The following is a 24,588-nucleotide window of genomic DNA, read 5'->3' as shown; positions in this document are numbered from 1 at the left end:
ACGACTGCAAGAAGAAGTGGCGCGAATGACGGGGCTCGAACCCGCGACCTCCGGCGTGACAGGCCGGCGCTCTAACCAACTGAGCTACATCCGCGTGACGGCTGCGTCGCCGCGAGGGGCGTCTGATATGTCGGCGCCGGAATCGTGTCAACGGCCAACTGCGCGGCGCTGTGGATAAACTGTCGGGTCTCGCGCGTTCCTTCGTCGGGGCGATGAAAAAGGCTCTTGTGATAATAATAATTATCAATCGCGATGTTCGCTCTGGCCAGTCCAAGCGAGTTCTGGCCGCCTTGGCAGGTGGTCGGCAGCCGCGAAATCCGGGCTGGAGACAAGGCGCGCGCATTTGCGATACCGATGATCCCACCACGCCGTTTGAACCCTGCGCAATGCTGGTCTAGAAGGGCGCGCGACTCCTCCGAGGAATCCATGAACGCCTTTCTTCTGCAGTATCTGCCTATCGTGATCTTCCTGGGGATCGCGACGGTCCTAGGCCTCGCCTTCATCGTGGCCTCCGCTACGCTCGCCCCGACAGCGCCGGATCCGGAAAAGCTGTCGACCTACGAGTGCGGCTTCAACGCCTTCGACGATGCGCGGATGAAGTTCGACGTCAGGTTCTACCTGGTCTCGATCCTCTTCATCATCTTCGACCTGGAAGTGGCGTTCCTGTTCCCGTGGGCCGTATCGCTTATGAAGTTGCCCCAGGACGTGGCGCAGTTCGCCTTCTGGTCGATGATGACCTTCTTGGGCGTCCTGACCGTCGGCTTCGTCTATGAATGGAAGAAAGGCGCCCTGGAATGGGAGTGATCGTTCCCGCGGGTTCGGCCGGCCGTACGACGGTCGAAGGCTACGACCCCAAGCTCCACGACCCGTTCTTCGACGGAATCTCGGGTGAATTGGCCGACAAGGGCTTCATCACCGCGGCCGCCGACGACCTGATCACCTGGGCCCGTACCGGCTCGTTGATGTGGATGACGTTCGGCCTAGCGTGCTGCGCGGTCGAGATGATGCAGGCCTCGATGCCGCGTTACGACCTGGAGCGCTACGGTTTCGCGCCGCGCGCCTCACCGCGCCAGTCGGACGTGATGATCGTCGCCGGCACGCTGTGCAACAAGATGGCTCCGGCCCTCCGCAAGGTCTACGACCAGATGCCGGAGCCGCGCTACGTCATCTCCATGGGGTCATGCGCCAACGGCGGCGGCTACTACTATTTTTCCTATTCGGTCGTGCGTGGCTGTGACCGGATCGTCCCGGTCGACATCTATGTGCCCGGCTGCCCGCCCACCGCCGAGGCCCTGGTCTACGGCGTGCTGCAGCTCCAGAAGAAGATTCGCCGTACGGGGACGATCGAGCGATGAGCTGGCCCGTCACCGAAGAAACCCTGGACGCCCTGGGCGGCCAGATTCTCACCTCCGGAACCGGCGCGATCGCCGGCTATCAGGTGGCCTATGGCGAACTGAACCTGACCGGCCCGGCGAACCGGGTGGTCGAGGCGCTGACGCAACTTCGCGACCAGTTCGGCTTCCATCAGTTGATCGACCTGTGCGGCGTCGATTATCCGGAGCGCGCGCAGCGCTTCGACGTCGTCTATCACCTGCTGTCGATGACCAAGAACCAGCGCCTGCGCTTCAAGGTGCAGACGGACGAGGACACGCCGGTTCCCACCGTGACGGGCGTCTTCCCCAACGCCGACTGGTACGAGCGCGAAGCCTTCGACATGTACGGCGTGTTCTTCGAAGGACACCCGGATCTGCGCCGGATCCTGACAGACTACGGCTTCCACGGCCATCCGCTGCGGAAGGACTTCCCGATGACCGGCTACGTCGAGCTCCGCTACGACGATGAGCTCAAGCGCGTGGTCTACGAGCCGGTGAAGTCCGTCGAGTTCCGGAACTGGGACTTCATGAGCCCGTGGGAGGGCGCCGAGTACGTCCTGCCGGGCGACGAGAAAGCGGAGGCGAAGTGATGGCTGACGACGCTTCGACGCCGGTGACCCTGCCGGAAACCCCGGTCCGCAAGTTCAACATCAACTTCGGCCCCCAACACCCGGCCGCGCACGGCGTGCTGCGCCTGGTGCTCGAGCTCGACGGCGAAGTCGTCGAGCGGGTGGATCCGCACGTCGGGCTGCTGCACCGCGGCACCGAAAAGCTGATGGAGTACCGGACCTACCTCCAGAACGTCCCGTATTTCGACCGCCTCGACTACGTGGCGCCGATGAACCAGGAGCACTCCTTCTGCCTGGCCATCGAAAAGCTGCTCGGCCTCGAGGTTCCGATCCGTGGTCAGATCATCCGCGTGATGTTCTCCGAGATCGGCCGGATTCTGAACCACCTGCTGAACGTCACGACCCAGGCCATGGACGTCGGCGCTCTGACCCCGCCGCTGTGGGGCTTCGAAGAGCGCGAGAAGCTGATGGTGTTCTACGAGCGCGCCTGCGGCGCCCGCCTGCACGCCAACTACTTCCGTCCGGGCGGCGTCCACCAGGACCTGCCGGAAGCCCTGGTCGACGACATCCGCGAGTGGGCGGTGGCTTTCGAACGCCCGATCGACGACATCGACAAGCTGATCACCGGCAACCGGATTTTCAAGCAGCGCAACGTCGACATCGGTGTGGTGAGCAAGGAAGAAGCCATCAACTGGGGCTTCTCCGGGGTCATGGTGCGCGGTTCCGGCATCGCCTGGGACCTGCGTCGCTCGCAGCCCTACGAGTGCTACGACGACTTCGAGTTCGACATCCCGCTGGGGGTGAACGGCGACTGCTACGACCGCTATCTCTGCCGTATGGAAGAGATGCGGCAGAGCGCGAAGATCATCATCCAATGCGCTGACCGGCTTAAGAAAACGCCGGGCGCGGTGCTGACCGAAGACAACAAGTTCGCCCCGCCGCGCCGTGGCGAGATGAAGCGTTCCATGGAATCGCTCATCCACCACTTCAAGCTCTACACCGAGGGCTTCCGGACGCCGGAAGGCGAGGTCTACGCCGCGGTCGAAGCGCCCAAGGGCGAGTTCGGGGTGTTCCTGGTGTCGGACGGCTCGAACCGCCCGTACCGCTGCAAGATCCGGGCGCCGGGCTATCCGCACCTGATGGCGATGGACTGGATCAACCGCGGCCACATGCTGGCTGACGTTTCGGCCATCCTCGGCTCGCTGGACATCGTGTTCGGGGAGATCGACCGGTGAGCGCGGCAGCTACCATCAGCCCCCTAGACGTGGCGGCCGCGCAACTCGCCGCGTACAACGTCCAGGACCTCGACGCCCACTGCGCCTGGTTCGCCGACGACATCGTCGTGGCCGACCTGAACGGCGAGGTGACCATGTCCGGAATTGCCGCCTATCGGGACAAATATCGGCAGGTTTTCCTCCAATTCCCGCATAATCATGCCGAACTGGTCAACCGGATCGTCGTGGGCAATCGCGTAATCGACCATGAGCGGGTGAAGCGTTCTCCGGACGCCGAGCCCTTCGAGGTCGCCGCCATCTACACCATCGCGGACGGCAAGATCGCCCGCGTCGATTTCGTGAAGTGAGGATCGCTTGAGCGTTCGCCGCCTCTCTCCGAACCAGCCCGCCAGCTTCGCCTTCTCGCCGGAGACGAAGGAGAAGGCGGAGTGGTGGATCTCCAAGTTCCCGGCCGGCCGTCAGCAATCGGCGGTCATCCCGATCCTGTGGCTGGTGCAGAAGCAGGAAGGCTGGGTCTCCGAGCCGGCCATCCGCACCGTCGCCGAGCTGCTCGGCATGGCGCAGATCCGGGTGCTGGAAGTCGCGACCTTCTACACGATGTTCATGCTGGAGCCGGTCGGCAGCCACGCCCTGGTCCAGGTGTGCGGCACGACGCCCTGCGCCCTGCGCGGCGCGAACGACCTGATCGCCCACTGCAAGAAGCGGATCGGCCCGAAGGATCACCTGTCGGCCGACGGCAAGTTCTACTGGCAGGAAGTCGAGTGCATGGGGGCGTGCTCCAACGCCCCGATGGCTGCGATCGACGACTATTACTACGAGGACCTGACCGTCGAGAGCTTCGACGCCATCCTCGATGAGTTCGCCGCCGGCAAGCCGCGCGCGCCGGGTTCGGCGATCGGCCGCCAGGGCGCTGCGCCCGACGGCGGTCCGCTGACGCTCAGCGATCCTTCGCTGTACGACGGCTCGCGCGCCAAGCCGATCAAGTCGCTTCCAAACGCGCCCAAGCCCTCGAAGGGCGCGAAGGAGGAGCCGGCCTCGTGAACCGCATGATTTTCATCGCGCGCGAAGACCGCGCCGGTAAGGGAGTTTAGGGGCCGTGGTCGGCATACTCCAAGACAAGGACCGCATCTTCACCAACGTCTACGGCTTGCACGACTGGGGCCTGGACGGTGCGAAGCAGCGCGGCGCCTGGAACGGCACCCGTGAAATGCTGAAGCAGACGCCGGAGTGGCTCTGCGACCAGATCAAGGCGTCGGGTCTGCGCGGGCGCGGCGGGGCAGGGTTCTCCACCGGCCTGAAGTGGACCTTCATGCCCAAGCAGGAGAGCGACCGGCCACACTATCTGGTGGTCAACGCCGACGAGTCCGAGCCGGGCACCTGCAAGGACCGCGAGATCCTGCGCAATGATCCGCACCTGCTGATCGAAGGCTGCCTGATCGCCAGCTACGCGATCCGTGCGCACACCTGCTACATCTATATGCGCGGCGAGTACGTCTTCGAGCGCGAGCGCCTGGAAGCGGCGATCAAGCAGGCCTACGAGGCGAAGCTGATCGGCAAGGGCAACGTCCACGGCTGGGACTTCGACCTGCACGTCACCCACGGTGGCGGCGCCTATATCTGCGGCGACGAAACCGCCCTGATGGAAAGCCTGGAAGGCAAGAAGGGCCAGCCGCGCCTGAAGCCGCCGTTCCCGGCCGGCGCCGGCATCTACGGCTGCCCGACCACCATCAACAATGTCGAGTCGATCTCGGTCGTCGGCACGATCCTGCGCCGTGGCGCCGAGTGGTTCGCGGGCTTCGGCCGGCCGAACAACACCGGCACCAAGCTGATGGCCATCTCCGGCCACGTGAACAAGCCGTGCGTCGTCGAAGAGGCGATGTCGATCCCGCTGAAGCAACTGCTCGAAGACCACTGCGGCGGCGTCCGCGGCGGCTGGGGCAATCTCAAGGCGGTCATCCCGGGCGGTTCGTCTGTGCGGATGATCCCGGCCCACGAGGCCGAGACCGCGCTGATGGACTTCGACAGCCTCTCGGCCCTGAAGTCGGGCCTGGGCACCGCGGCGGTGATCGTGATGGACCAATCCACCGACATCGTGAGGGCGATCGCCCGGCTCTCGTACTTCTACAAGCACGAGAGCTGCGGCCAGTGCACGCCGTGCCGCGAAGGCACCGGCTGGATGTGGCGGGTCATGGAACGCATGGTCACCGGCGAAGCCGAAATGCGCGAGATCGACATGCTGCTGGACGTCGCCAGCCAGGTCGAAGGCCACACGATCTGCGGCCTCGGCGACGCCGCGGCCTGGCCGATCCAGGGCCTCTTCCGCCACTTCCGCCACGAGGTCGAAGAGCGGATCACCAACTACCGGGCCGGAAGGCCGCATGTGCAGGGCGCCTCCCTGCAAGCGGCGGAGTAAACGTGAATGCCCAAGGCTAAAGTCAACGGCGTCGAGGTCGAGTTCGAACCTGGCATGACGGTTCTGCAGGTCGCGGAACTGGCCGGGGAGGAGATCCCGCGCTTCTGCTACCACGAGCGCCTGTCGATCGCCGGCAACTGCCGTATGTGCCTGGTCGAGGTGAAGCCCGGTCCGCCGAAGCCGCAGGCTTCGTGCGCGCTGCCGGCCTCCGAGGGGCAGGAGATCTTCACCAATACGCCAATGGTGAAGAAGGCCCGCGAAGGGGTGATGGAGTTCCTGCTCATCAACCACCCCCTCGACTGCCCGATCTGCGACCAGGGCGGCGAGTGCGACCTGCAGGACCAGGCCATGGGCTATGGCCGGGACGACAGCCGCTACGCCGAGAACAAGCGGGCCGTCGAAGAAAAGTTCATGGGTCCGCTGATCAAGACGGTCATGACCCGCTGCATCCAGTGCACCCGTTGCGTCCGCTTCATCACCGAAGTGGCCGGCGTGCCGGAGATCGGCCTTATCTCCCGCGGCGAAGACGTTGAAATCACGACCTATCTCGACAAGGCGGTAACGTCCGAGCTGTCGGCCAACGTGATCGATCTCTGCCCGGTCGGGGCGCTGACCTCGAAGCCCTACGCCTTCAACGCCCGCCCCTGGGAGCTGAAGAAGACCGAGAGCGTGGACGTCATGGACGCCCTGGGTTCGGCCATTCGCGTCGACAGCCGCGGCCCGGCCGTGCTGCGCGTGCTGCCGCGCCTGAACGAAGAGATCAACGAAGAGTGGATCAGCGACAAGACGCGTTACGCGGTCGATGGTCTCTCGCGTCAACGCCTTGACCGGCCGTTCGTCCGCAAGGGCGGGCGTCTGCAGCCGGCTACCTGGGCCGAGGCCTTCGAACTGATCACCGCCAAGGTGAAGGCGGTGAGCCCGGACCGCATCGGCGTGATCGCCGGCGATCTGCAGGACGCCGAGGCCATGAAGGCCGCCAAGGACCTGTTCCAGGGCCTGGGTTCGCCCAACATCGACTGCCGCCAGGACGGCATGGTGCTGGGCGCCGGTCAGCGCGAGAGCTGGCTGATGAACTCGACCATCGCCGGCATCGAGGAAGCCGACGTGGTGCTGCTGGTTGGCACGAACCCGCGCCTCGAGGCGCCGGTGTTCAACGCCCGCTTGCGCAAGCGCTGGGGCGCCGGCGCGCTGCGCGTCGGCGTGATCGGCGAGCAGGCCGACCTGACCTACAAGTATGATTACCTGGGTGCGGGCGCAGAGACCCTCGCGGGCCTGACGCGGTCGAAGAGCGACTTCGTCAAGGCGCTGAAGGAAGCCAAGAAGCCGGCGATCATCGTCGGGGCCGGGGCGTTGTCGCGGGCCGATGGACAGGCGGTGCTGGCCGCCGCCGCCGCCGTCGCCAAGAGCTTCAACATGACCTGGAACGTGCTGCACACCGCTGCTTCGCGGGTGGGCGGCCTCGACATGGCCTTCGTCCCGGGCGAAGGCGGCAAGAGCGCCGTCGAGATGGCGCAGCCGGGCGCGCTGGACGTCCTGTTCCTGCTGGGCGCCGACGAGATCGACACCAAGGACTCGGGCGCCTTCACCGTCTATCTGGGCACGCATGGCGACGCCGGGGCTCACGCCGCAGACGTCATCCTGCCGGGCGCGGCCTACACCGAGAAGGACGGCCTCTACGTCAACACCGAGGGCCGCGTGCAGTTCGGCTATCGCGCGGTCTTCCCGAAGGGCGAGGCCCGCGAGGACTGGTCGGTGTTCCGGGCGCTCTCGGAGCGGCTGGGTTCGGCGCTGCCCTACGACACGCTGGCCCAGCTTCGGGCCAAGCTCTTCGCCGACCATCCGACCTTCGGCCAGGTCGACTATGCGCCGGGCGCCTCGGGCGCGGCGCTGGACTTCGGGTCGCTCGGGGTGAAGGGCGAGGTCTCGGACGCGCCCTTCGAGAGCGCGGTGAAGATCTTCCATCTGACCAACGCCGTCGCGCGCGCCAGCGTGACGATGGCCGAGTGCGCCGCCGTGGCTTCCGGCGCCGCCAAGATCGCGGCGGAGTAGGGGCATGGACGCAGTCGCCAACAATTTCTGGTCGACCCCTGGCGGTTGGACCCTGATCACCGTCGGGCAGATCCTGGCGGTCGTGCTGCCGCTGCTGGTCGCGCTGGCCTTCTTCATGCTGGCCGACCGGAAGATCTGGGCCGGCGTGCAGATGCGCAAAGGCCCGAACGTGGTCGGGCCGTTCGGCCTGCTGCAGTCCTTCGCGGACCTGATCAAGTTCGTCCTGAAGGAAGTCGTCATCCCCGACGGGGCCGACAAGTTCGTCTTCCTGCTGGCCCCGGTCCTGACCTTCGTCCTGGCCATGGTCGGCTGGGCGGTGATCCCCTTCGCCCCCGGCTGGGTGGTGGCCGACATCAATGTCGGCGTGCTGTACCTGTTCGCGATCTCGTCGCTGGGCGTCTATGGCATCATCATGGGCGGCTGGGCTTCGAACTCGAAGTACCCGTTCCTCGGCAGCCTCCGCTCGGCGGCGCAGATGGTGTCCTATGAAGTCTCGATCGGCTTCGTGATCGTCACCGTCATCCTGCTGGCGGGGACGATGAACCTGCAGACCATCGTGCAGATGCAGGCCGGCGGCTTCTGGAACTGGAACGTCTTCGGCGGCGGGCTGCAGAACCTGCCCATGGCGCTGGTGATGATCCCGATGACGGTGATCTTCTTCATCTCGTCCCTGGCCGAGACCAACCGTCCGCCGTTCGACCTGCCGGAAGCGGAATCCGAACTGGTGGCCGGCTATCAGGTCGAATACTCGTCGAGCCCCTTCCTGCTGTTCATGATCGGCGAGCTGGTGAACATCGTGCTGATGTGCGCCCTGATCACCGTCATGTTCTTCGGCGGCTGGCAGGCTCCGGTCGATCTGCCCTTCGTCCATGACTGGGCGCCGACCCTGCAGAGCTTCTACGGCCTGATGTGGTTCGTCCTGAAGGTCTGCTTCTTCTTCTTCATGTTCGCCATGGTGAAGGCGATCGTGCCTCGCTACCGCTACGACCAACTGATGCGCCTGGGCTGGAAGGTGTTCCTGCCGACCTCGCTGGTGGCCGTGGCGATCGTGGCGGCCTGGCGCGTCTTCGGACCGGGGGCGGCATGAGGATCCTGATGGCCAGTATCCTTCTGATCTCCCTTTCGGCCTGCGCCAGCGCGGCCGGCGGCCCTTCGATCGCCGGCGGCGTGGCCAGCTATGATGCGCTGAGGAGCGCCCGCGAGGCCTGCGTCGCCAAGGGCGGCGACCTGGTCCGCGACGAGGCGAGCTCCGGTCAGCGCATGTCCGACTACGCCTGCAAGAGAAAGTAACCGCGAGATGATGCAGCGAATTACACAAGCGATCAGGGGCGCGGCCCTGATGGACTTCACCGGGGCCTTCGGCCTGGCGATGAAGTACATGGTCAAGCCGAAGAAGACCGTGCAGTACCCGCACGAGCGCGGCCCGCAGTCGCCCCGCTTCCGCGGCGAGCACGTTCTGCGCCGCTATCCGAACGGCGAAGAGCGTTGCATCGCCTGCAAGCTCTGCGAGGCGATCTGCCCGGCCCAGGCCATCACCATCGAAGCCGAACCGCGCGAGGACGGCAGCCGCCGGACGACCCGGTACGACATCGACATGGTGAAGTGCATCTACTGCGGCCTGTGCCAGGAGGCCTGCCCGGTGGACGCCATCGTCGAGGGCCCGAACATCGAGTTCGCGGTCGAGACGCGCGAAGAGCTCTACTACGACAAGGAACGACTGCTCGCGAACGGCGACCGCTGGGAGCGTCAGATCGCGAAGAACCTAGAACTGGACGCGCCCTACCGGTAAGAACCCGGGCGCGATTCCGAGACGACCAACCTTTGTCGCCGTGGGCTCCGTTCCTCGGCGACGGACCAAGTAAACTAAGGGGCTGAGATAAGCCGTCATGGCCTTGGCGATCGCATTCTACCTGCTGGCGGCGGTGACCGTAGGCGCAGGGTTCGGGGTGGTTTCCTCCCGAAATCCGGTGCACTCGGTGCTGTTCCTGATCCTCAGCTTCTTCTCGGCCGCTGGCCTCTTCGTCACCCTGGGGGCGGAGTTCCTGGCGATGCTCCTGGTCGTCGTCTATGTGGGCGCGGTCGCGGTGCTCTTCCTCTTCGTCGTCATGATGCTCGACGTCGACTTCGCCGCCCTGCGGCAAGGCTTTGCGCGTTACATGCCGATCGGCGGGGTGGTCGCCAGCATCCTGGCCGTCGAGATGGTCGTGGTGGCCACGGCGGTCGCCACCGACGGCGCGCCGAAGGCCGATACGCCGCAGGTCTACACCGACGTCAGCAACATCGAGACGATCGGCAAGGTGCTCTACACCGACTACGTCTACTTCTTCCAAGCCGCGGGGCTGGTGCTGCTGGTGGCCATGATCGGCGCCATCGTCCTGACCCTGCGCCACAAGCCGGGCGTGCGCAGGCAGGTCATCGTCGACCAGGTCGCCCGTACGCCGAAGACCGGCATGCGCGTCGTTCAGATCAAGCCGGGGCAGGGGATCGAGCAATGATCATCGGGCTCACCCACTATCTCGCGGTGGCTGCGATCCTGTTCACCATCGGGGTGTTCGGGATCTTCGTGAACCGCAAGAACATCATCGTCATCCTGATGTCGATCGAGCTGATCCTGCTCGCGGTGAACATCAACCTCGTGGCGTTCTCGGTCTATCTGCACAACGTCGTGGGGCAGATCTTCGCCATGTTCGTACTGACCGTCGCGGCTGCAGAAGCCGCGGTCGGCCTTGCCATCCTTGTCACCTTCTTCCGTAACCGCGGCGACATCTCCGTCGACGACGTGTCGATGATGAAGGGCTGACGGACCAAGACATGACACCGCAGTCTCTCATCACCATTCTCGTCTTCGCGCCGCTGCTCGGCGCGATCGTGGCCGGCCTGTTCGGCCGCCGCATCGGCAACCTCGCCTCGCAGAGCGTGACGACCGGCCTGCTGCTGCTGTCGGCGTTCCTCTCCTGGACGATCTTCAGCCAGTGGACCTGGGGCGGGCTCGAGCCCTTCACCCTGGAACTGCTGCCGTTCATCAACATCGGCGACTTCCAGTCGAACTGGTCGCTCCGGCTGGATGGCCTGTCGGCCGTCATGCTGGTGGTCGTGACCAGCGTCTCCTCGCTCGTCCACGTCTATTCGTGGGGCTACATGGCCGAGGACGACTCCAAGCCGCGCTTCTTCGCCTATCTGTCGCTGTTCACCTTCGCCATGCTGGCGCTGGTGACCGCCGCCGACTTCATGCAGCTCTTCTTCGGCTGGGAAGGCGTGGGCCTGGCGAGCTACCTGCTGATCGGCTTCTGGTTCAAGAAGCCCTCGGCCAACTCCGCCTCGATCAAGGCCTTCGTGGTGAACCGGGTCGGTGACTTCGGCTTCGCGCTCGGCATCATGACCGTCTTCTGGATGTTCGGCTCGATCCAGTTCGCCGAAGTCTTCCCGAAGGTCGCGGACATGGCCGGCCAGGGCTGGTGGTTCGCCGGCAGCTACTGGCATGCGGTGGACCTGGCCTGCGCCCTGCTGTTCGTCGGCGCCATGGGCAAGTCGGCCCAGTTCTTCCTGCACACCTGGCTTCCGGACGCCATGGAAGGCCCGACGCCGGTGTCGGCCCTGATCCACGCCGCGACCATGGTGACCGCGGGCGTCTACATGGTCTGCCTGCTCTCGCCGATGTTCGAGTACGCGCCGGTGGCCAAGCAGATCGTGACCATGATCGGCGCGGTGACGGCCCTGTTCGCCGCGACCGTCGGCCTGGCCCAGAACGACATCAAGCGGGTCATCGCCTATTCGACCTGTTCGCAGCTCGGCTACATGTTCTTCGCCGCGGGCGTGGGCGCCTATCAAGCGGCCATGTTCCACCTCTTCACGCACGCCTTCTTCAAGGCGCTGCTCTTCCTGGGCGCCGGCTCGGTCATCCACGGGATGCACCACGAGCAGGACATGCGGAAGATGGGCGCGATCTGGAAGTACCTGCCGATCACCTATGCGGTGATGGTCATCGGCACCCTGGCGATCACCGGCGTCGGCATTCCGGGCCTCGACCTGGGCTTTGCGGGCTTCTACTCGAAGGACACCATCATCGAGAGCGCCTACGCGGCCGGCCAGGAGCACGGCGGCCCGGCCTACTTCGCCTTCGTGGTGGGCGTCCTCGCCGCCGGCCTGACGGCGTTCTACTCCTGGCGCCTGGCGTTCATGACCTTCCACGGCGCCGCCAAGTGGGGCCATGACGGCCATGGGCACGTCGCCGACGATCACGCTTCCTCGGCGCAGATCGAGACGCACGACGAGCCGCTGCCCGATCACCACGACGATCACGGCCATGCTCATGACCACAAGCCGCACGAAAGCCCCTGGGTGATGCTGGTTCCGCTGCTGCTGCTGGCGTTCGGCGCCGTCGCGGCGGGCTACATCTTCGTCGAGCACTTCGTGGGCGAGGGCTGGAAGGAGTTCTGGCGCGGCGCGATCTTCAACGGCGCGGCCAACAACGTGCTGGAGCACGCGCACCACTCGCCGACCTGGGTGAAGCTGGCCCCGCTGGTGGTCACCGTCCTGGGCTTCGTCATCGCCTTCTACGTGTACATCATGCGTGAGGGGCTCGGCGCCAGGATCGCCGCCCGGAAGGGACCGCTCTGGACGTTCCTCTACAACAAGTGGTTCTTCGACGAGCTGTATGAGGCGACCTTCGTGCGCGGTGCGAAACTCCTGGGCGACCTTTTCTGGAAGGTAGGCGACCAGAAGATCATCGACGGGCTGGGTCCCAACGGCGTCTCGGCCGTGTCCTACATGCTAGGGCGCCGAACGGGGCGGCTGCAGACCGGCTATGTCTATCACTACGCATTCGTAATGCTGCTCGGCGTGGCGGGTCTGCTGACCTTCGCGCTGATCCAGTGGGCTTAAGGGGAGGGGCGTTCCCATGACCGGTATTCTCTCCCTGACGACCTTCGCGCCGCTGATCGGCGTGGCGGCCATCCTGTTCCTGCGGGCGCTGCGGCCCTCCGACGATCCCAAGGCCGTCAATGCGGTCAAGTGGATCGCCCTGGTCACCACCCTGGCGACCCTGGCGTTGTCGCTGATCCTGGTCGCGGAGTTCGACCCCAAGACCTCGGGCTTCCAGTTCGTCGAGGACTATGCCTGGTTCTCGGTGCTGCACTACCGCATGGGCGTCGACGGGATCTCGGTCCTGTTCGTGCCGCTGACGGCGTTCCTGATGCCGCTCTGCATCGCGGCCTCATGGACCTCCATCACGAAGCGCGTGCCCGAGTACATGGTCGCGTTCCTGATCCTGGAGACCCTGGTCATCGGCGTGTTCTGCGCCCTGGACCTGGTGCTCTTCTATCTGTTCTTCGAGTTCGGCCTGGTCCCGATGTTCCTGATCATCGGCATCTGGGGCGGCAAGAACCGGATCTACGCGGCCTACAAGTTCTTCCTCTACACCCTGCTCGGCTCGGTGCTGATGCTGGCCGCCATCCTGGTGATGATCGGCGTCTCCGGCACCGCCTCGATCCCCGAGCTGATGAACTACAAGTTCGACCAGAACCTGCAGACCTGGCTGTGGCTGGCCTTCTTCGCCTCGTTCGCGGTGAAGATGCCGATGTGGCCGGTCCATACCTGGCTGCCGGACGCCCACGTCGAGGCGCCGACCGCCGGCTCGGTCATCCTGGCCGGCATCCTGCTGAAGATGGGTGGTTATGGCTTCCTGCGCTTCAGCCTGCCGATGTTCCCGCAGGCCTCGGACCTCTTCACCCCGCTGGTCTTCGCCCTCAGCGTGATCGCCGTCGTCTACACCTCGCTGGTCGCCTTCCGTCAGACCGACATCAAGAAGCTGATCGCCTATTCGTCGGTCGCCCACATGGGCTTCGTGACCATGGGCATCTTCGCCGGCAACGAGGTCGGCGTGCAGGGCGCGATCTTCCAGATGCTGAGCCACGGGGTGATCTCCGGCGCGCTCTTCCTCTGCGTCGGCGTCGTCTACGACCGCATGCACACCCGCGAGATCTCCTTCTACGGCGGGCTGGTGAACCGGATGCCCTGGTACGCGGCGACCTTCATGCTGTTCACCATGGGCAATGTCGGCCTGCCGGGCACCTCGGGCTTCGTCGGTGAAATCACCACCATGACGGGCGCCTACCACGTGTCGACCTGGACGGCGCTCGTCGCGGCCTCCGGCGTGATCTTCTCGGCGGTCTATGCCCTGACGCTCTACCGCCGGGTGGTGTTCGGCGAGCTGACCAACCCGGCGCTCGCCAACATCAGCGATCTGGACTGGCGGGAGGTTGCGATCTTCGCGCCTCTGATCGTCATGACCCTGTATCTCGGCATCTATCCTGCCGCTGTCTTCGACCTGACCCAGGCGTCGGTCGACAACCTGGCCGCGGTTTACCGCGCGGCCATCGGCGGGTGAGGACCTAAAGTCTCATGACCTTCTCACACGACCTCGCTCTCGCCGCCCCGGAGATGATCCTCGCGATCGCCGCCCTGGGCCTCCTGGTGATCGGCGCATTTTCGCCGAAGGCCACCACGACCCTGATGTTCGCCTCCGTCGCCGCGCTCGCCGTGGCGGCCTGGGCGGCGGTCGTCGGACCGGTCGGCCGCGGCTTCGCAGGCGGCATGATCTCCGACAGCGCCTCGACCTTCACCAAGGTGGCGATCTACGCCGCCAGCGCGGTCTCCATCGTGCTCGGGCAGAAGTGGTTCGAGCGCCGGGCCATCCGCAACTTCGAGTTCCCGATCCTGATTCTCCTGGCCGCCCTCGGCATGGGGATGATGGCCTCGGCCGGCGACCTGATTTCGCTCTATATCGGCATCGAGCTGCACTCGCTGGCGCTCTATGTCCTCGCCGCCATCAAGCGCGACGACGCCAAGGCTTCGGAAGCGGGCCTGAAGTACTTCGTGCTGGGCTCGCTCTCCTCGGGCCTGCTGCTCTATGGCGCCTCGCTGATCTACGGGTTCGCCGGCTCGACCAAGTTCGACGACATCGCGGTGGCGGTGCAGGCGGGCGCCGGCGCCGGCGTGCTGTTCGGCCTGGTGTTCCTGATCTGCGGCATCGCGTTCAAGATCTCGGCGGCCCCGTTCCACATGTGGACCCCGGACGTCTACGAAGGCGCCCCGACCCCGGTCGTGGCCTTCTTCGCCGGCGCGCCGAAGCTGGCGGCCATGGTCCTCTTCGCCCGCGTCCTGTCGGAAGGTTTCGAAGGCGCGGCCGCCCAATGGCGCCAAGTGCTGGTCATCATCGCCCTGCTGTCGATCTTCGTCGGCGCCCTGGCGGGCCTGGCTCAGCAGAACCTGAAGCGCCTGTGGGCCTATTCCTCCATCGCCAACGTGGGCTACGCGGTCCTGGGCCTGGCGGCGGGCAACGCCGAAGGCGTGCAGGCCATGCTGGTCTTCATGGTGCTCTACCTGGTCGACGTGACCGGCTTCTTCGCCTGCCTGGCCGCGCTGTCGCGTGAGGGCCGGCCGATGGAGACGATCGGCGACATGGCCGGCCTCTTCAAGGAGCGTCCGGGCATCGCCCTGGCCATGACCGCGTTCTCGCTGTCGGCTCTCGGCCTGCCGCCGTTCTCCGGCTTCTGGGCGAAGTTCTACGTCTTCAAGGCCGCCATCAACATCGCCGACCCGATGATCCAGGTCGCCGCGGTGCTGGGCCTGGTCGGCAGCGTCATCGCGGCCTTCTACTACCTGCGCCTGATCAAGGTGATGTGGTTCGACGAAGCGCCGGGCGTGGTCGACGCCTCGCCGGGCGAGGCTCGGGTGATCGCCATCGGCGCGGCGGTGTTCTCCTTCCCGCTGGTGCTGGGCGCCCTGGTCTTCATCGATCCCCTGGCCAAGGCCGCGGCGGCGGCGCTCGGGTTGGCGGCCTAGGTGGGAAACCACCCGCCGATCGAAGCTCACGACGAACTGGACTCCACCAACGCCGAGGCGCGTCGCCGCGCCGAGGCGGGGGAGGGCGGTCCGGTCTGGATCACCGCCACGCGCCAGACCGCCGGTCGCGGGCGGCGCGGGCGGGCCTGGAGCACAAGCAGCGGCAATCTCGCCGCGACCCTGCTCATGACCACCGACAAGGGGCCGGCCGAGGCCGCGCAGCTTTCGTTCGTCGCGGCCCTGGCGGCGGTGGAGTTGGCGCAGACGTGCCTGGGGCCGGACGCGGCCAAGCTGAAATGGCCAAACGACGTCCTCATTCATGGCCGTAAGGCGGTCGGAATCCTGATCGAGTCCGGCGCGCGCGCCGACAAGGCCATCTGGTTGGCGGTCGGCGTCGGCATCAATCTCGCCGAGGCGCCGCAGGACGTCGAACGGCCGGCCACCTCGTTCGCCGAGCACATGGCGAGCGCGCCGCCGCAGCCGCTGGAGGCGCTGGAAATCCTGGCGACCCGGTTCGAGCATTGGCGCGGCCTGTGGGAACGCGAGGGCTTCGCGCCGATCGCCGAGGGATGGACGAAGCACGCCCAGGGCCTGGGCCAGCCGTGCGAGGCGCGGTTGCCGAACCAGACCCATCGCGGCATTGCCGAGGGGCTTGATCCGGACGGCGCGCTGCGTCTGCGCCGCGAGGACGGCAGCGTGCTGCGCATCACCGCCGGCGACGTCTTCTTTGGGGAGGGTTGAACGCGATGCTCCTGGCCATCGAGCAAGGCAACACCAATACGCTCTTCGCCGTAAATGACGGCGAGCGCTGGATCGCGCAGTGGCGCGCGGCGACCAATTCCAGCCGCACGGCCGACGAATACGCCGTATGGCTGTCGCAACTGCTGCACATGGCCGGGCTGCAGTTCGGAGTGCTGGACGCGTGCATCATCTCGAGCGTGGTGCCGCAGTCGATCTTCAACCTGCGCAACCTGTCGCGGCGCTATCTGCACGTGGAGCCGCTGGTCATCGGCGAGAACGCCGAGCTCGGGATTGAAATCCGGATCGACAAGCCCTCCGAGGCTGGCGCCGACCGCCTCGTCAACGCCATCGGGGCGCACATTGTCTACCCGGGCGACCTGATCGTCATCGACAGCGGCACGGCCACGACCTTCGACGTGATCGCGGCGGACGGCGGGTTCGAGGGCGGGGTGATCGCACCCGGCATCAATCTTTCGATGGAAGCCCTGCACGCCGCCGCCGCTAAGCTGCCGCGCGTGGCGATCCAGAAGCCGCAGCGTGTCGTGGGGACCGACACCGTGGGCGCCATGCAGTCGGGCGTCTTCTGGGGCTACGTCGCTCTGATCGAAGGGCTGATCGCGCGCATCAAGGCTGAACGCGAAAAGCCCCTGACCGTTATCGCCACCGGTGGCGTGGCCTCGCTGTTCCACGGCGCCACGGCCGCCATCGACCATTTCGATCCGGACCTGACGATCCGCGGTCTCCTCGAGATTCATCGCCGCAACGCGGCAAGGACGTAATGAAAGCAAAAGACCAGGACGAACTCGTCTTCCTGCCGCTGGGCGGCTCGAACGAGATCGGCATGAACTTCAATCTCTACGGCTACGGTCCTGCGCATGCGCGCAAATGGATCGTGGTCGACCTGGGCGTCACCTTCGGCGACCAGACGACCCCGGGGGTGGAGATCATCCTGCCCGATCCGGAGTTCATCCTCGAGTACGCCAAGAACATCGTCGGCATCGTGCTGACCCACGCCCACGAGGACCACATCGGGGCGGTGTCCTGGCTGTGGCCGAAGCTGCGGGCGCCGCTCTATGCGACCCCGTTCACGGCCTTTCTGCTGCGCGAGAAGCTGCGCGAGAACGATGAGGCCGCGGCAGCGGAGATCACCGAGATTCCGCTGAGCGGCAAGGTCCAACTCGGCCCGTTCGAAGTCGAGCTCATCACCCTTACCCATTCGATCCCCGAGCCGAACGGCCTGGCGATCCGCACCCCGCTGGGAACCATCCTGCACACCGGCGACTGGAAGATCGACCCGGATCCCGTGCTGGGCTCGACCACCGACGAGGCGGCGATCCAGAAGCTGGGCGACGAGGGCGTTCTGGCGATGGTGTGCGATTCCACCAACGTCTTCGTCGACGGCGAGGCGGGATCGGAGGCCGACGTGAAGGAGGCCCTGGCCGGGTTGATCGGCGGGCTTTCCGGCAAGGTCGCCGTGGCCTGCTTCGCCTCGAACGTGGCGCGGATGGACAGCGTCATCCGGGCCGCCGAGGCCGCCGGCCGCAGCGTCTGCCTGGTTGGCCGGTCGATGCACCGAATGGCCGCGGCCGCCAAATCCGTGGGCCTGCTGCAAGACATTCGGGAATTCATCTCCGAGCAGCAGGCTGCGGCCATGCCGGAGAACAAGGTCCTGTTTCTCTGCACCGGCAGCCAAGGCGAGCCGCGGGCCGCGCTTTCGCGCATCGCCGACGGCTCTCATCCGCATGTGAAGCTCGGCGCGGGGGATTCCTGCGTCTTCTCCTCGCGGGTGATCCCGGGGAACGAGATCCCGATCCGCAACCTGCAGAACGGACTCGCCGACCGTGGGGTGCGGCTCTACACCGAACGCGACCATCCGGGCATTCACGTGTCCGGTCACCCATGCCGCGACGAGCTGGCGCGGATGTACCAGTGGGCGCGCCCGAAGATCGCCGTGCCGACCCATGGCGAGCGCCGGCACCTGCTGGAGCACGCGGCCTTCGCCAGGGACATGCAGGTCCCCGAGACGGTCGCGCCGCGCAACGGCGATATGGTTCGCCTGGCGCCAGGGCGGGCGGAGATCATCGACGAGGTCCCGGCCGGCCGGATCTATGTGGACGCCGGCGTGCTGACCCCGGAAAACGGCGACGCCCTGCGTGAGCGCCGGCATGCGGCCTATAACGGCATGCTGGCAGTGAGCGTGGTGCTGGACGCGCGGGGCCGGCTGGCCACCGAGCCGCAGGTGAGGGCGCTGGGCCTTCCGGCCGACGAGGACTATCCGCTGGACGAGGTGCTGGACGACCTGGCGGGCGAGGCCAAGCAGGCCTTGGCCCGCTTGCAGGGCGAGCAGCGCGAACTCGACGAAGAGATCGAGACCGTGATCTCCCGGGCCGTCAAAAAGGCCAGCCAGCGGATCTGGGGCAAGCGTCCTGTGGTCGAGACCACCGTGCTGCGTCTGTAGGGGCTGCCGCGACGTGATCTCGCGTCGCGCGTCGGGGAGGTCTATACCGCTGACATGATCGGACGACTGAACCACGTCGGGGTCGCAACCCCTTCCATCGCGGAGTCGGTGAAGCTCTATCGCGACGTTCTCGGCGCGACCAAGATCACCGAAACCAGGGCCATGCCCGAGCAGGGGGTCTATGTCTGCTTCGTGGACCTGCCCAACGCCCAGATCGAATTGATCGAGCCGCTGGGCGATGATTCGCCGCTGGTGGGCTTCCTTGCGAAGAACCCGGCCGGCGGCCAACATCACGTCTGCTTCGAAGTGCCCGACATCATCGCCGCGCGGGACGACATGCGAGCCAAGGGCGCGACCGTGCTAGGTACGGGCGAACCGCGCATCGGTGCGCATGGAACTCCGGTGATCTTCGTGCATCCCAAGAACATGGGCGGCGTGTTGGTCGAACTGATGGAAAGCCCGAAGGAAGCCCACGGATGACGATCTTCACGGCCATCTGCATCTATCTGACCATCTGGTGGACGGTGCTGTTCTCGATCCTGCCGTTGGGCGTGGTCACCCACGCGGAGGCTGGGATCGACAAGGGAGACGGCGGCGATCCCGGCGCGCCAGTCGATCCGAAGCTGAAGCGCAAGTTCATGACCACCACGATCGTCGCCACCATCGTGTGGGCGATCCTGCTGGTCGTGGTCCAATTCAAGCTGGTCCACCTGCCGGAGCTGCCGGCGAGCTGGCGCTGAGGCGGGCGCCGGGTCTGCGGCCGCCTCTCGGGGCGGCCTTCTTTTCGCTCCGCTTGCATTGCATAGCTCGCGAACCAACGGCTATCAGGGCCGTTGAGCCAGATCATCGGGACATCCCCCTCCGCATGCATCTTTCGACACTCCAGTTCGCCGGACTCGCCCGGGCGTGAGCAGCAAGTCGGCGAATGGCGCCCTGAACGGCCGGGCGCCGCCCTTCGGGCAATGGGAACGTTCGGTGGCGGCCCGCTATCTGCGCGCCAAGCGCAGCCAGGGCGGGGTCGCGCTGATCTCAGTTATTTCGTTCATCGGCATCATGCTGGCGGTGGCGGTGCTGATCATCGTCATGAGCGTGATGAACGGCTTTCGGGCCGAGTTGCTCTCGCGGATGCTGGGCTTCAGCGCCCACCTCTATGTCACCGGTGGGGTGCTGAATTCGCCTGACCGCGACGCCGCGGTGAAGCGGATTGCCGACCTGCCGGGCGTGGTGCAGGTCTATCCGGTGATCGAGGCCCAGGCGATGGCCATGGGCTATGGCCAGATCGGCGGCGCGATCGTCCGTGGCGTGACGCCGCAGGATCTCAAGGCGACCACGCTGGTCTCCGGCAACATTGTCCGCGGAACCATGGCCGACTTCGGCCAGGGCGAATATGGCGGCGACGTCATCCTGGTGGGCGACCGGCTGGCGCAGTCTCTGGGGGTTCAGCCGGGCGATGAACTGAGCCTGGTCTCGCCGACCGGCGGGGCGACTGCGTTCGGGGCCACGCCGCTGCGCAAGACCTACACCGTGGGTGGGACCTTCACCGTCGGCATGAGCGAGTACGACCAGGCCTTCATCTACATGCCCCTGGAGCAGGCGCAGCTCTTCTTCGGGCGCGACACGGGCGTCGACTATATCGAGGTGAAGCTGCGCGACCCCGACATGGCCGTGGCGATGAAGGGCGCGGTCGCCCGCGCCGCCGGGCCCGCCGCCCTGGTCACCGACTGGACGGAGAAGAACGCGGCCTATTGGGGCGCGCTGAAGGTCGAGCGCAACGTCATGCGGCTCATCCTGATGATGCTGGTGGCGATCGCGGCCATGAACATCATTTCCGGCCTGGTCATGCTGGTGAAGAACAAGGGCCGGGACATCGCGATCCTGCGGACCATGGGGGCCGGGCAGGGCTCGATCATGCGTATCTTCTTCATGTCCGGCGCGGCCGTGGGTGTGCTTGGCACCCTGGCGGGACTGGCGATCGGCTCGCTGTTCTGCATGTTCATCGGCGAGATCCAGCAGTTCGTCGAATGGGTGACCGGGACCCAGGTCTTCAATTCCGACATCTACTTCCTGACCCGGATCCCGGCGAAGATCGACTGGCAGGAGGTGGCGGTGATCACCTTCTGGGCGCTGGCGATGTCGTTCCTGGCGACCTTGCCGCCGGCCTGGCGCGCCTCGCGCCTCGATCCGGTGGAGGCGCTTCGCTATGAGTGATCCGGTCCTGACCATCCGGGGCCTGCGCCGCACCTACAAGAGCGGCGACAAGGTGCTGACCGTGCTGAACGGCGTGGACCTCGACGTGCGCCCCGGAGAGATCGTCGGTTTGATCGGGCCGTCGGGCTCGGGGAAGTCCTCGCTGCTGCACGCCGCCGGGCTGCTGGAGCATCCGGACGCCGGCCAGATCATCGTCGAGGGCAGGGACTGTTCGGACCTGAGCGACCGGCAGCGTACGCGGGTTCGACTGGCCACGATCGGCTTCGTCTATCAGGCCCACCACCTGCTGGCCGAGTTCACGGCGCTGGACAACGTGGCCCTGCCGCAGATGATCGCCGGCCGGTCACGCAAGGCGGCGCGCGCGCGGGCCCTAGACCTTCTGTCCAATCTTGGACTACGCGAGCGGGTGGATCACCAGCCGGCGCAGATGTCCGGCGGCGAGCAGCAGCGGGTGGCGATCGCACGGGCCCTGGCCAATAAACCACGACTGCTGCTGGCCGACGAGCCGACCGGCAACCTCGACCCGCACACCTCCACGGCGGTGTTCGACAGCCTCTACGCCCTGGCGCGCAGCGAGGGGGTGGCGGCGCTGGTCGCCACCCACAACCTCGAGCTCGCCAAGCATATGGATCGGGTGCTGGCGCTCAAGGATGGCCACCTGGAAGCCCAGAGCCTCTAGGCACTACGGCGCCGGACTTGGCGACCGCGGCCGAGCCGTCCATCATGATGTAAGTTGAGATAACATTATATATTTTCGCGTCACGTTACTCTAACAATCGCCATGTATGCTGAGAGATTGAAGCGTGCAGACAAGTTTCGGTCTCGAAATGTGAAGGTTCATTGAGATGAATCTCCACTGATACCGACTGGGATTATCGCCCCCCTTCGCAGCCGACCGATCAACGGGCTGCTGAAAAGGGGAATGTGCGATGGCCGGACTCAAGGCGCGCTCTGTTTGTAGCGTAAGTATTTTCGCGATCGGCATGATGGGACTGGCGGCGCCGGCCCTGGCTCAGGAATCTGCCATTGCGGCCCTGTCGAGCGTGGACTCCGCCATCGGCCTGGCGGAAGTGGTTGTCACCGCGGAAAAGCGCGAAACCAACCTGCAGAAGACGCCGATCTCCATTTCGGTCGTGACCGCGGCGGCGATGGAAGACCGCCACATCTATTCGCTGACCGATCTGAACGATGGTTCGGCGCCGGGTCTGCGCGTCATGCCCTACGCCAGCCGCCCCTATAACATGATCCTCAATATCCGCGGCGTGGGCATCATGTCCGACACCAACCAGCCTGCCATGGACTCGGGCGTGGGGGTGTACGTCGACGGCGTCTATCTCGGCCGTCCGCAGGGCCTGGACGCCGGCCTCTACGACCTGGAGTCGGTGGAGGTGCTGAAGGGCCCGCAGGGCACCCTGTTCGGCCGCAACACCGAAGCTGGCGCGCTGAACATCGTCACCAAGAAGCCTACCGGCCAGTTCGGCCTGAACATGGTCGCCGGCATAGGCAATTACGGCAGCTACGAAAGCCAGTTCCATCTGAACCTGCCCGAGTGGCACAACCTCGCCGTCAAGCTCGATGGCATGGTCATGGCCCACGACGGCTGGGTGAAGAACCCGATGGTCGGCCAGGAAGACTGGAACGCAGTGCGACGCCGCGGCCTGCGCGCGCAGCTTCGCTGGACCCCGACTGACAACTTCACCGCCGACTACGCCTACGACACCGGGATCACCGAGGACACCGGCGTCTATGGCTATACGGTGAAGGCGGCCACCGGACCCGGCGCCCGGCCGCTGGCGCAGGCCACTCCGCTTGTGGGGCATCGCTACGACGTCGCGCCGGTCGGGGTTCCGAACCGGTTCAGCCCCGGCGAGCAGTCCGGCCACAACCTGACCCTGACCTGGGACGTGCGGCCCTGGCTGACCCTGAAGTCGATCTCCTCCTACCGCGAGCTCTATCAGGAGCAATGGTCGCAGGGCGGCACCGACTCCCTGGGCGCGCCACGCAATCAGAACGAGCGGCTCTTCGCGCGCTACAGCCTGGCTTCCTTCGACCAGTATCAGTACAGCGAAGAAGTCCAGGCGCTGGGCGAGGCCGGCCGCTGGACCTATATCGTCGGCGCGCTGGCGTTCCACGAGAACGTCCATGATCAGGCGCAGGCCTACTATTCGATGGTCTGGGACGACTTCGCCGCCAATGGCGTATCTGGCTACTCAGCGAGCCCCATCGTCTATGGCGCCGCCGGTTGCATCGCCAACTGCATCGCCGGGCAGGAGACCTCCAACCGCTATGGCCACCCGGTCACCAATCTCGTCATTCCGCTAAACCCCTACATCGGTGTCGACCGCGCCAGCAAGGCCAACACCGACAGCTACGGCGTCTACGGCCAGGCGACCTACACGCCGCCGATCTTCAACGACATCATCCATGTGACCGGCGGTCTGCGCTGGACCTATGACCGCAAGCGCGGCCAGCTCTACGTGGTCAACAACTATACGCCGCTGCAGGCCGATGGCGTCACCTACGCCCCGATCAACGGGTCCGGCAGCTGGAAGCGCGTCGATCCGATGATCAACATCTCGGTCGATGTCGCCGAGAATGCGATGGTCTACGGGAAGTGGGCCAGAGGCTACCGCTCGGGCGGCTTCAACTCCCGCTCGATCACCTATTCGCCGTTCGATCCGGAGGAGATTTCGATGTTCGAGGTCGGCCTCAAGAGCGAATTCTTCGATCATCGCGCCCGGTTCAATATCGCCGGATACACCGGCGACTACGAGAACGTCTTCTATAATATCTCCGGCAACTACTACACCTACAACGCGGACGGCACCGTAAATACGCAGAACCCCCGCACGGTCGAAGACACCTACAACATGGACGGCAAGGGGAAGGTTTCAGGCGTTGAAGCCGACCTCCAGGTGATGCCGATCGACGGCCTTACCCTGTCGGCGACCTACACCTACGCTCACGTCCGGATGCCGCTGTTCAAGGATCCGCTTCCGCGCTACGTGAACGTCGGTGGGGTAACCGTGCCGCAGTTCAACGATCCCACGCTGTATCACCAGCTCTATACGCCGACCAATTCGGCGACCGGGGCTGTCGATTACAAGCGGGACTTCATGAACTACTCGCTTGCCGCGCATTTGGACGCGAGCTGGAATGATGGCTATTACACCTCGACCGGCGACATTGCGACCGGCACGGACGCCAACGGCAAGACCACCTATCTTCCCCAGCTGAAGACCGAATCCGGCGTCATCTTCAACGGCCGCGTCTCGCTTGGCGATATCGCGCTTGCGGATATGGGCGCGCGGATGACCGTCTCGTTCTGGGTCCGCAACCTGTTCGACGCGGAGATCATGACTTCGCGCAGCGGCAGCTACACCCGGGCGGCGTCCAGCGTCTCGGGCGCCTTCAACGATCCGCGCACCTACGGCATCCAGGCCAGCGTGAAGTTCTAACCGAGGAGAGCCTCCGCCCTGCCTCGGCCGGGCGGAGGGACCGCGATTGGCCTGAAACGATCATTCGGCCCTCGTCCGGCTTGACGGTGAGAACAAAACGAGAAATAAGAACAACTATAGAACATCCACAACGAGGACGTCGCAGATGGTTCGCCTGGCTCGGGAATCGCTGGCCTTTATGTCGGTTGCAGGCTTTGTCTGGATGATGTGCGCGGTCGCTCAACTGGCCGCCTGATCATGGA

The 24,588-nt window shown here is 65.5% G+C and carries 26 protein-coding genes and 1 tRNA gene; 25 read left to right on the top strand and 2 right to left on the bottom strand.

Annotated features, from left to right (window positions below; translation table 11 throughout):
* Positions 1-17: 17 nt before the first annotated feature.
* Both ABID41_RS13645 and ABID41_RS13640 read right to left on the bottom strand, forming a co-directional pair.
* Positions 18-94, bottom strand: a tRNA-Asp gene (locus tag ABID41_RS13645).
* On the bottom strand, positions 72-428 hold the full coding sequence (locus ABID41_RS13640; RefSeq protein ID WP_354297867.1) for a hypothetical protein: 357 nt from the start codon (positions 426-428) through the stop codon (positions 72-74). The genes ABID41_RS13645 and ABID41_RS13640 overlap by 23 nt, the downstream gene beginning before the upstream one ends.
* Between ABID41_RS13640 and ABID41_RS13635 the strand changes: the two genes are divergently transcribed.
* From ABID41_RS13635 to sidA, 25 genes are all read left to right on the top strand, one after another.
* Positions 427-804, top strand: a complete 378-nt coding sequence (locus tag ABID41_RS13635; protein ID WP_331932069.1) for an NADH-quinone oxidoreductase subunit A — start codon at positions 427-429, stop codon at positions 802-804. The genes ABID41_RS13640 and ABID41_RS13635 overlap by 2 nt on opposite strands.
* The gene (locus ABID41_RS13630; RefSeq protein WP_331932070.1) at positions 774-1,355 is read left to right on the top strand and encodes a NuoB/complex I 20 kDa subunit family protein; all 582 of its coding nucleotides are present in this window, start codon (positions 774-776) and stop codon (positions 1,353-1,355) included. Before ABID41_RS13635 ends, ABID41_RS13630 begins: the two co-directional genes overlap by 31 nt.
* Positions 1,352-1,963, top strand: a complete 612-nt coding sequence (locus ABID41_RS13625) for an NADH-quinone oxidoreductase subunit C (protein ID WP_331932071.1) — start codon at positions 1,352-1,354, stop codon at positions 1,961-1,963. The genes ABID41_RS13630 and ABID41_RS13625 overlap by 4 nt, the downstream gene beginning before the upstream one ends.
* Entirely contained in the window at positions 1,963-3,177 is a 1,215-nt protein-coding gene (locus ABID41_RS13620; RefSeq protein WP_331932072.1) for an NADH-quinone oxidoreductase subunit D, read from the top strand. The genes ABID41_RS13625 and ABID41_RS13620 overlap by 1 nt, the downstream gene beginning before the upstream one ends.
* Positions 3,174-3,524, top strand: a complete 351-nt coding sequence (locus ABID41_RS13615) for a nuclear transport factor 2 family protein (RefSeq protein WP_331932073.1) — start codon at positions 3,174-3,176, stop codon at positions 3,522-3,524. The genes ABID41_RS13620 and ABID41_RS13615 overlap by 4 nt, the downstream gene beginning before the upstream one ends.
* A gap of 7 nt (positions 3,525-3,531) precedes the next feature.
* Complete coding sequence (gene nuoE, locus ABID41_RS13610) at positions 3,532-4,218, top strand: NADH-quinone oxidoreductase subunit NuoE (RefSeq protein ID WP_354297866.1); 687 nt, start codon at positions 3,532-3,534, stop codon at positions 4,216-4,218.
* 55 nt (positions 4,219-4,273) lie between these two features.
* The gene (gene nuoF, locus ABID41_RS13605; protein ID WP_331932075.1) at positions 4,274-5,590 is read left to right on the top strand and encodes an NADH-quinone oxidoreductase subunit NuoF; all 1,317 of its coding nucleotides are present in this window, start codon (positions 4,274-4,276) and stop codon (positions 5,588-5,590) included.
* Between the two features lie 6 nt (positions 5,591-5,596).
* Entirely contained in the window at positions 5,597-7,639 is a 2,043-nt protein-coding gene (gene nuoG / locus ABID41_RS13600; RefSeq protein WP_354297865.1) for an NADH-quinone oxidoreductase subunit NuoG, read from the top strand.
* A 4-nt stretch (positions 7,640-7,643) separates the two neighbouring features.
* A complete protein-coding gene (gene nuoH, locus ABID41_RS13595) occupies positions 7,644-8,726 on the top strand; it encodes an NADH-quinone oxidoreductase subunit NuoH (protein WP_331932077.1) in 1,083 nt (360 codons plus the stop codon).
* A gap of 8 nt (positions 8,727-8,734) precedes the next feature.
* A complete protein-coding gene (locus tag ABID41_RS13590) occupies positions 8,735-8,929 on the top strand; it encodes a hypothetical protein (RefSeq protein WP_331932078.1) in 195 nt (64 codons plus the stop codon).
* A 7-nt stretch (positions 8,930-8,936) separates the two neighbouring features.
* Positions 8,937-9,428 (top strand): NADH-quinone oxidoreductase subunit NuoI, encoded by a 492-nt coding sequence (nuoI, locus tag ABID41_RS13585; RefSeq protein ID WP_354297864.1) that lies wholly within the window; start codon positions 8,937-8,939, stop codon positions 9,426-9,428.
* Between the two features lie 97 nt (positions 9,429-9,525).
* Complete coding sequence (locus ABID41_RS13580; RefSeq protein WP_331932080.1) at positions 9,526-10,134, top strand: NADH-quinone oxidoreductase subunit J; 609 nt, start codon at positions 9,526-9,528, stop codon at positions 10,132-10,134.
* The gene (gene nuoK, locus ABID41_RS13575) at positions 10,134-10,439 is read left to right on the top strand and encodes an NADH-quinone oxidoreductase subunit NuoK (protein WP_331932086.1); all 306 of its coding nucleotides are present in this window, start codon (positions 10,134-10,136) and stop codon (positions 10,437-10,439) included. The genes ABID41_RS13580 and nuoK overlap by 1 nt, the downstream gene beginning before the upstream one ends.
* Positions 10,440-10,450: 11 nt before the next feature.
* Complete coding sequence (gene nuoL / locus ABID41_RS13570; protein WP_331932081.1) at positions 10,451-12,520, top strand: NADH-quinone oxidoreductase subunit L; 2,070 nt, start codon at positions 10,451-10,453, stop codon at positions 12,518-12,520.
* A gap of 16 nt (positions 12,521-12,536) precedes the next feature.
* Positions 12,537-14,024 (top strand): NADH-quinone oxidoreductase subunit M, encoded by a 1,488-nt coding sequence (locus ABID41_RS13565; protein ID WP_331932082.1) that lies wholly within the window; start codon positions 12,537-12,539, stop codon positions 14,022-14,024.
* Positions 14,025-14,038: 14 nt separating this feature from the next.
* A complete protein-coding gene (gene nuoN, locus ABID41_RS13560; RefSeq protein WP_331932083.1) occupies positions 14,039-15,481 on the top strand; it encodes an NADH-quinone oxidoreductase subunit NuoN in 1,443 nt (480 codons plus the stop codon).
* Positions 15,482-16,222 (top strand): biotin--[acetyl-CoA-carboxylase] ligase, encoded by a 741-nt coding sequence (locus ABID41_RS13555; protein WP_354297863.1) that lies wholly within the window; start codon positions 15,482-15,484, stop codon positions 16,220-16,222. It begins immediately after the preceding gene.
* Between the two features lie 5 nt (positions 16,223-16,227).
* The gene (locus ABID41_RS13550) at positions 16,228-17,001 is read left to right on the top strand and encodes a type III pantothenate kinase (RefSeq protein ID WP_331931626.1); all 774 of its coding nucleotides are present in this window, start codon (positions 16,228-16,230) and stop codon (positions 16,999-17,001) included.
* Positions 17,001-18,680 carry a ribonuclease J gene (locus tag ABID41_RS13545; RefSeq protein WP_331931625.1) on the top strand — a complete coding sequence of 560 codons (1,680 nt, stop codon included), beginning with the start codon at positions 17,001-17,003 and terminating at the stop codon, positions 18,678-18,680. The genes ABID41_RS13550 and ABID41_RS13545 overlap by 1 nt, the downstream gene beginning before the upstream one ends.
* 54 nt (positions 18,681-18,734) lie before the next feature.
* Complete coding sequence (gene mce, locus ABID41_RS13540) at positions 18,735-19,160, top strand: methylmalonyl-CoA epimerase (RefSeq protein ID WP_331931624.1); 426 nt, start codon at positions 18,735-18,737, stop codon at positions 19,158-19,160.
* Positions 19,157-19,420 carry a DUF1467 family protein gene (locus tag ABID41_RS13535; protein ID WP_354297862.1) on the top strand — a complete coding sequence of 88 codons (264 nt, stop codon included), beginning with the start codon at positions 19,157-19,159 and terminating at the stop codon, positions 19,418-19,420. The genes mce and ABID41_RS13535 overlap by 4 nt, the downstream gene beginning before the upstream one ends.
* Before the next feature lie 166 nt (positions 19,421-19,586).
* The gene (locus tag ABID41_RS13530; RefSeq protein ID WP_354297861.1) at positions 19,587-20,888 is read left to right on the top strand and encodes a lipoprotein-releasing ABC transporter permease subunit; all 1,302 of its coding nucleotides are present in this window, start codon (positions 19,587-19,589) and stop codon (positions 20,886-20,888) included.
* A complete protein-coding gene (locus ABID41_RS13525; protein ID WP_354297860.1) occupies positions 20,881-21,567 on the top strand; it encodes an ABC transporter ATP-binding protein in 687 nt (228 codons plus the stop codon). The genes ABID41_RS13530 and ABID41_RS13525 overlap by 8 nt, the downstream gene beginning before the upstream one ends.
* A gap of 304 nt (positions 21,568-21,871) precedes the next feature.
* Entirely contained in the window at positions 21,872-24,346 is a 2,475-nt protein-coding gene (locus tag ABID41_RS13520; protein ID WP_354297859.1) for a TonB-dependent receptor, read from the top strand.
* A 145-nt stretch (positions 24,347-24,491) separates the two neighbouring features.
* Entirely contained in the window at positions 24,492-24,581 is a 90-nt protein-coding gene (gene sidA, locus ABID41_RS13515; protein WP_354297858.1) for a cell division inhibitor SidA, read from the top strand.
* Positions 24,582-24,588 lie beyond the last annotated feature (7 nt).

The organism is Phenylobacterium koreense (assembly GCF_040545335.1).
GTDB classification, from domain to species: domain Bacteria; phylum Pseudomonadota; class Alphaproteobacteria; order Caulobacterales; family Caulobacteraceae; genus Phenylobacterium; species Phenylobacterium koreense.
This window is presented reverse-complemented; position numbering and strand designations above follow the sequence as displayed.

Coding starts and splice junctions, on each gene's coding strand:
- ABID41_RS13545 (WP_331931625.1), top strand. CDS start 17,001: ATGAAAGCAAAAGACCAGGACGAACTCGTCTTCCTGCCGCTGGGCGGC.
- ABID41_RS13620 (WP_331932072.1), top strand. CDS start 1,963: ATGGCTGACGACGCTTCGACGCCGGTGACCCTGCCGGAAACCCCGGTC.
- nuoH (WP_331932077.1), top strand. CDS start 7,644: ATGGACGCAGTCGCCAACAATTTCTGGTCGACCCCTGGCGGTTGGACC.
- ABID41_RS13520 (WP_354297859.1), top strand. CDS start 21,872: ATGATGGGACTGGCGGCGCCGGCCCTGGCTCAGGAATCTGCCATTGCG.
- nuoG (WP_354297865.1), top strand. CDS start 5,597: ATGCCCAAGGCTAAAGTCAACGGCGTCGAGGTCGAGTTCGAACCTGGC.
- nuoN (WP_331932083.1), top strand. CDS start 14,039: ATGACCTTCTCACACGACCTCGCTCTCGCCGCCCCGGAGATGATCCTC.
- ABID41_RS13550 (WP_331931626.1), top strand. CDS start 16,228: ATGCTCCTGGCCATCGAGCAAGGCAACACCAATACGCTCTTCGCCGTA.
- ABID41_RS13630 (WP_331932070.1), top strand. CDS start 774: ATGGAAGAAAGGCGCCCTGGAATGGGAGTGATCGTTCCCGCGGGTTCG.
- ABID41_RS13635 (WP_331932069.1), top strand. CDS start 427: ATGAACGCCTTTCTTCTGCAGTATCTGCCTATCGTGATCTTCCTGGGG.
- ABID41_RS13525 (WP_354297860.1), top strand. CDS start 20,881: ATGAGTGATCCGGTCCTGACCATCCGGGGCCTGCGCCGCACCTACAAG.
- ABID41_RS13640 (WP_354297867.1), bottom strand. CDS start 428: ATGGATTCCTCGGAGGAGTCGCGCGCCCTTCTAGACCAGCATTGCGCA.
- mce (WP_331931624.1), top strand. CDS start 18,735: ATGATCGGACGACTGAACCACGTCGGGGTCGCAACCCCTTCCATCGCG.
- ABID41_RS13535 (WP_354297862.1), top strand. CDS start 19,157: ATGACGATCTTCACGGCCATCTGCATCTATCTGACCATCTGGTGGACG.
- ABID41_RS13625 (WP_331932071.1), top strand. CDS start 1,352: ATGAGCTGGCCCGTCACCGAAGAAACCCTGGACGCCCTGGGCGGCCAG.
- ABID41_RS13565 (WP_331932082.1), top strand. CDS start 12,537: ATGACCGGTATTCTCTCCCTGACGACCTTCGCGCCGCTGATCGGCGTG.
- ABID41_RS13580 (WP_331932080.1), top strand. CDS start 9,526: ATGGCCTTGGCGATCGCATTCTACCTGCTGGCGGCGGTGACCGTAGGC.
- sidA (WP_354297858.1), top strand. CDS start 24,492: ATGGTTCGCCTGGCTCGGGAATCGCTGGCCTTTATGTCGGTTGCAGGC.
- nuoL (WP_331932081.1), top strand. CDS start 10,451: ATGACACCGCAGTCTCTCATCACCATTCTCGTCTTCGCGCCGCTGCTC.
- nuoI (WP_354297864.1), top strand. CDS start 8,937: ATGATGCAGCGAATTACACAAGCGATCAGGGGCGCGGCCCTGATGGAC.
- ABID41_RS13590 (WP_331932078.1), top strand. CDS start 8,735: ATGGCCAGTATCCTTCTGATCTCCCTTTCGGCCTGCGCCAGCGCGGCC.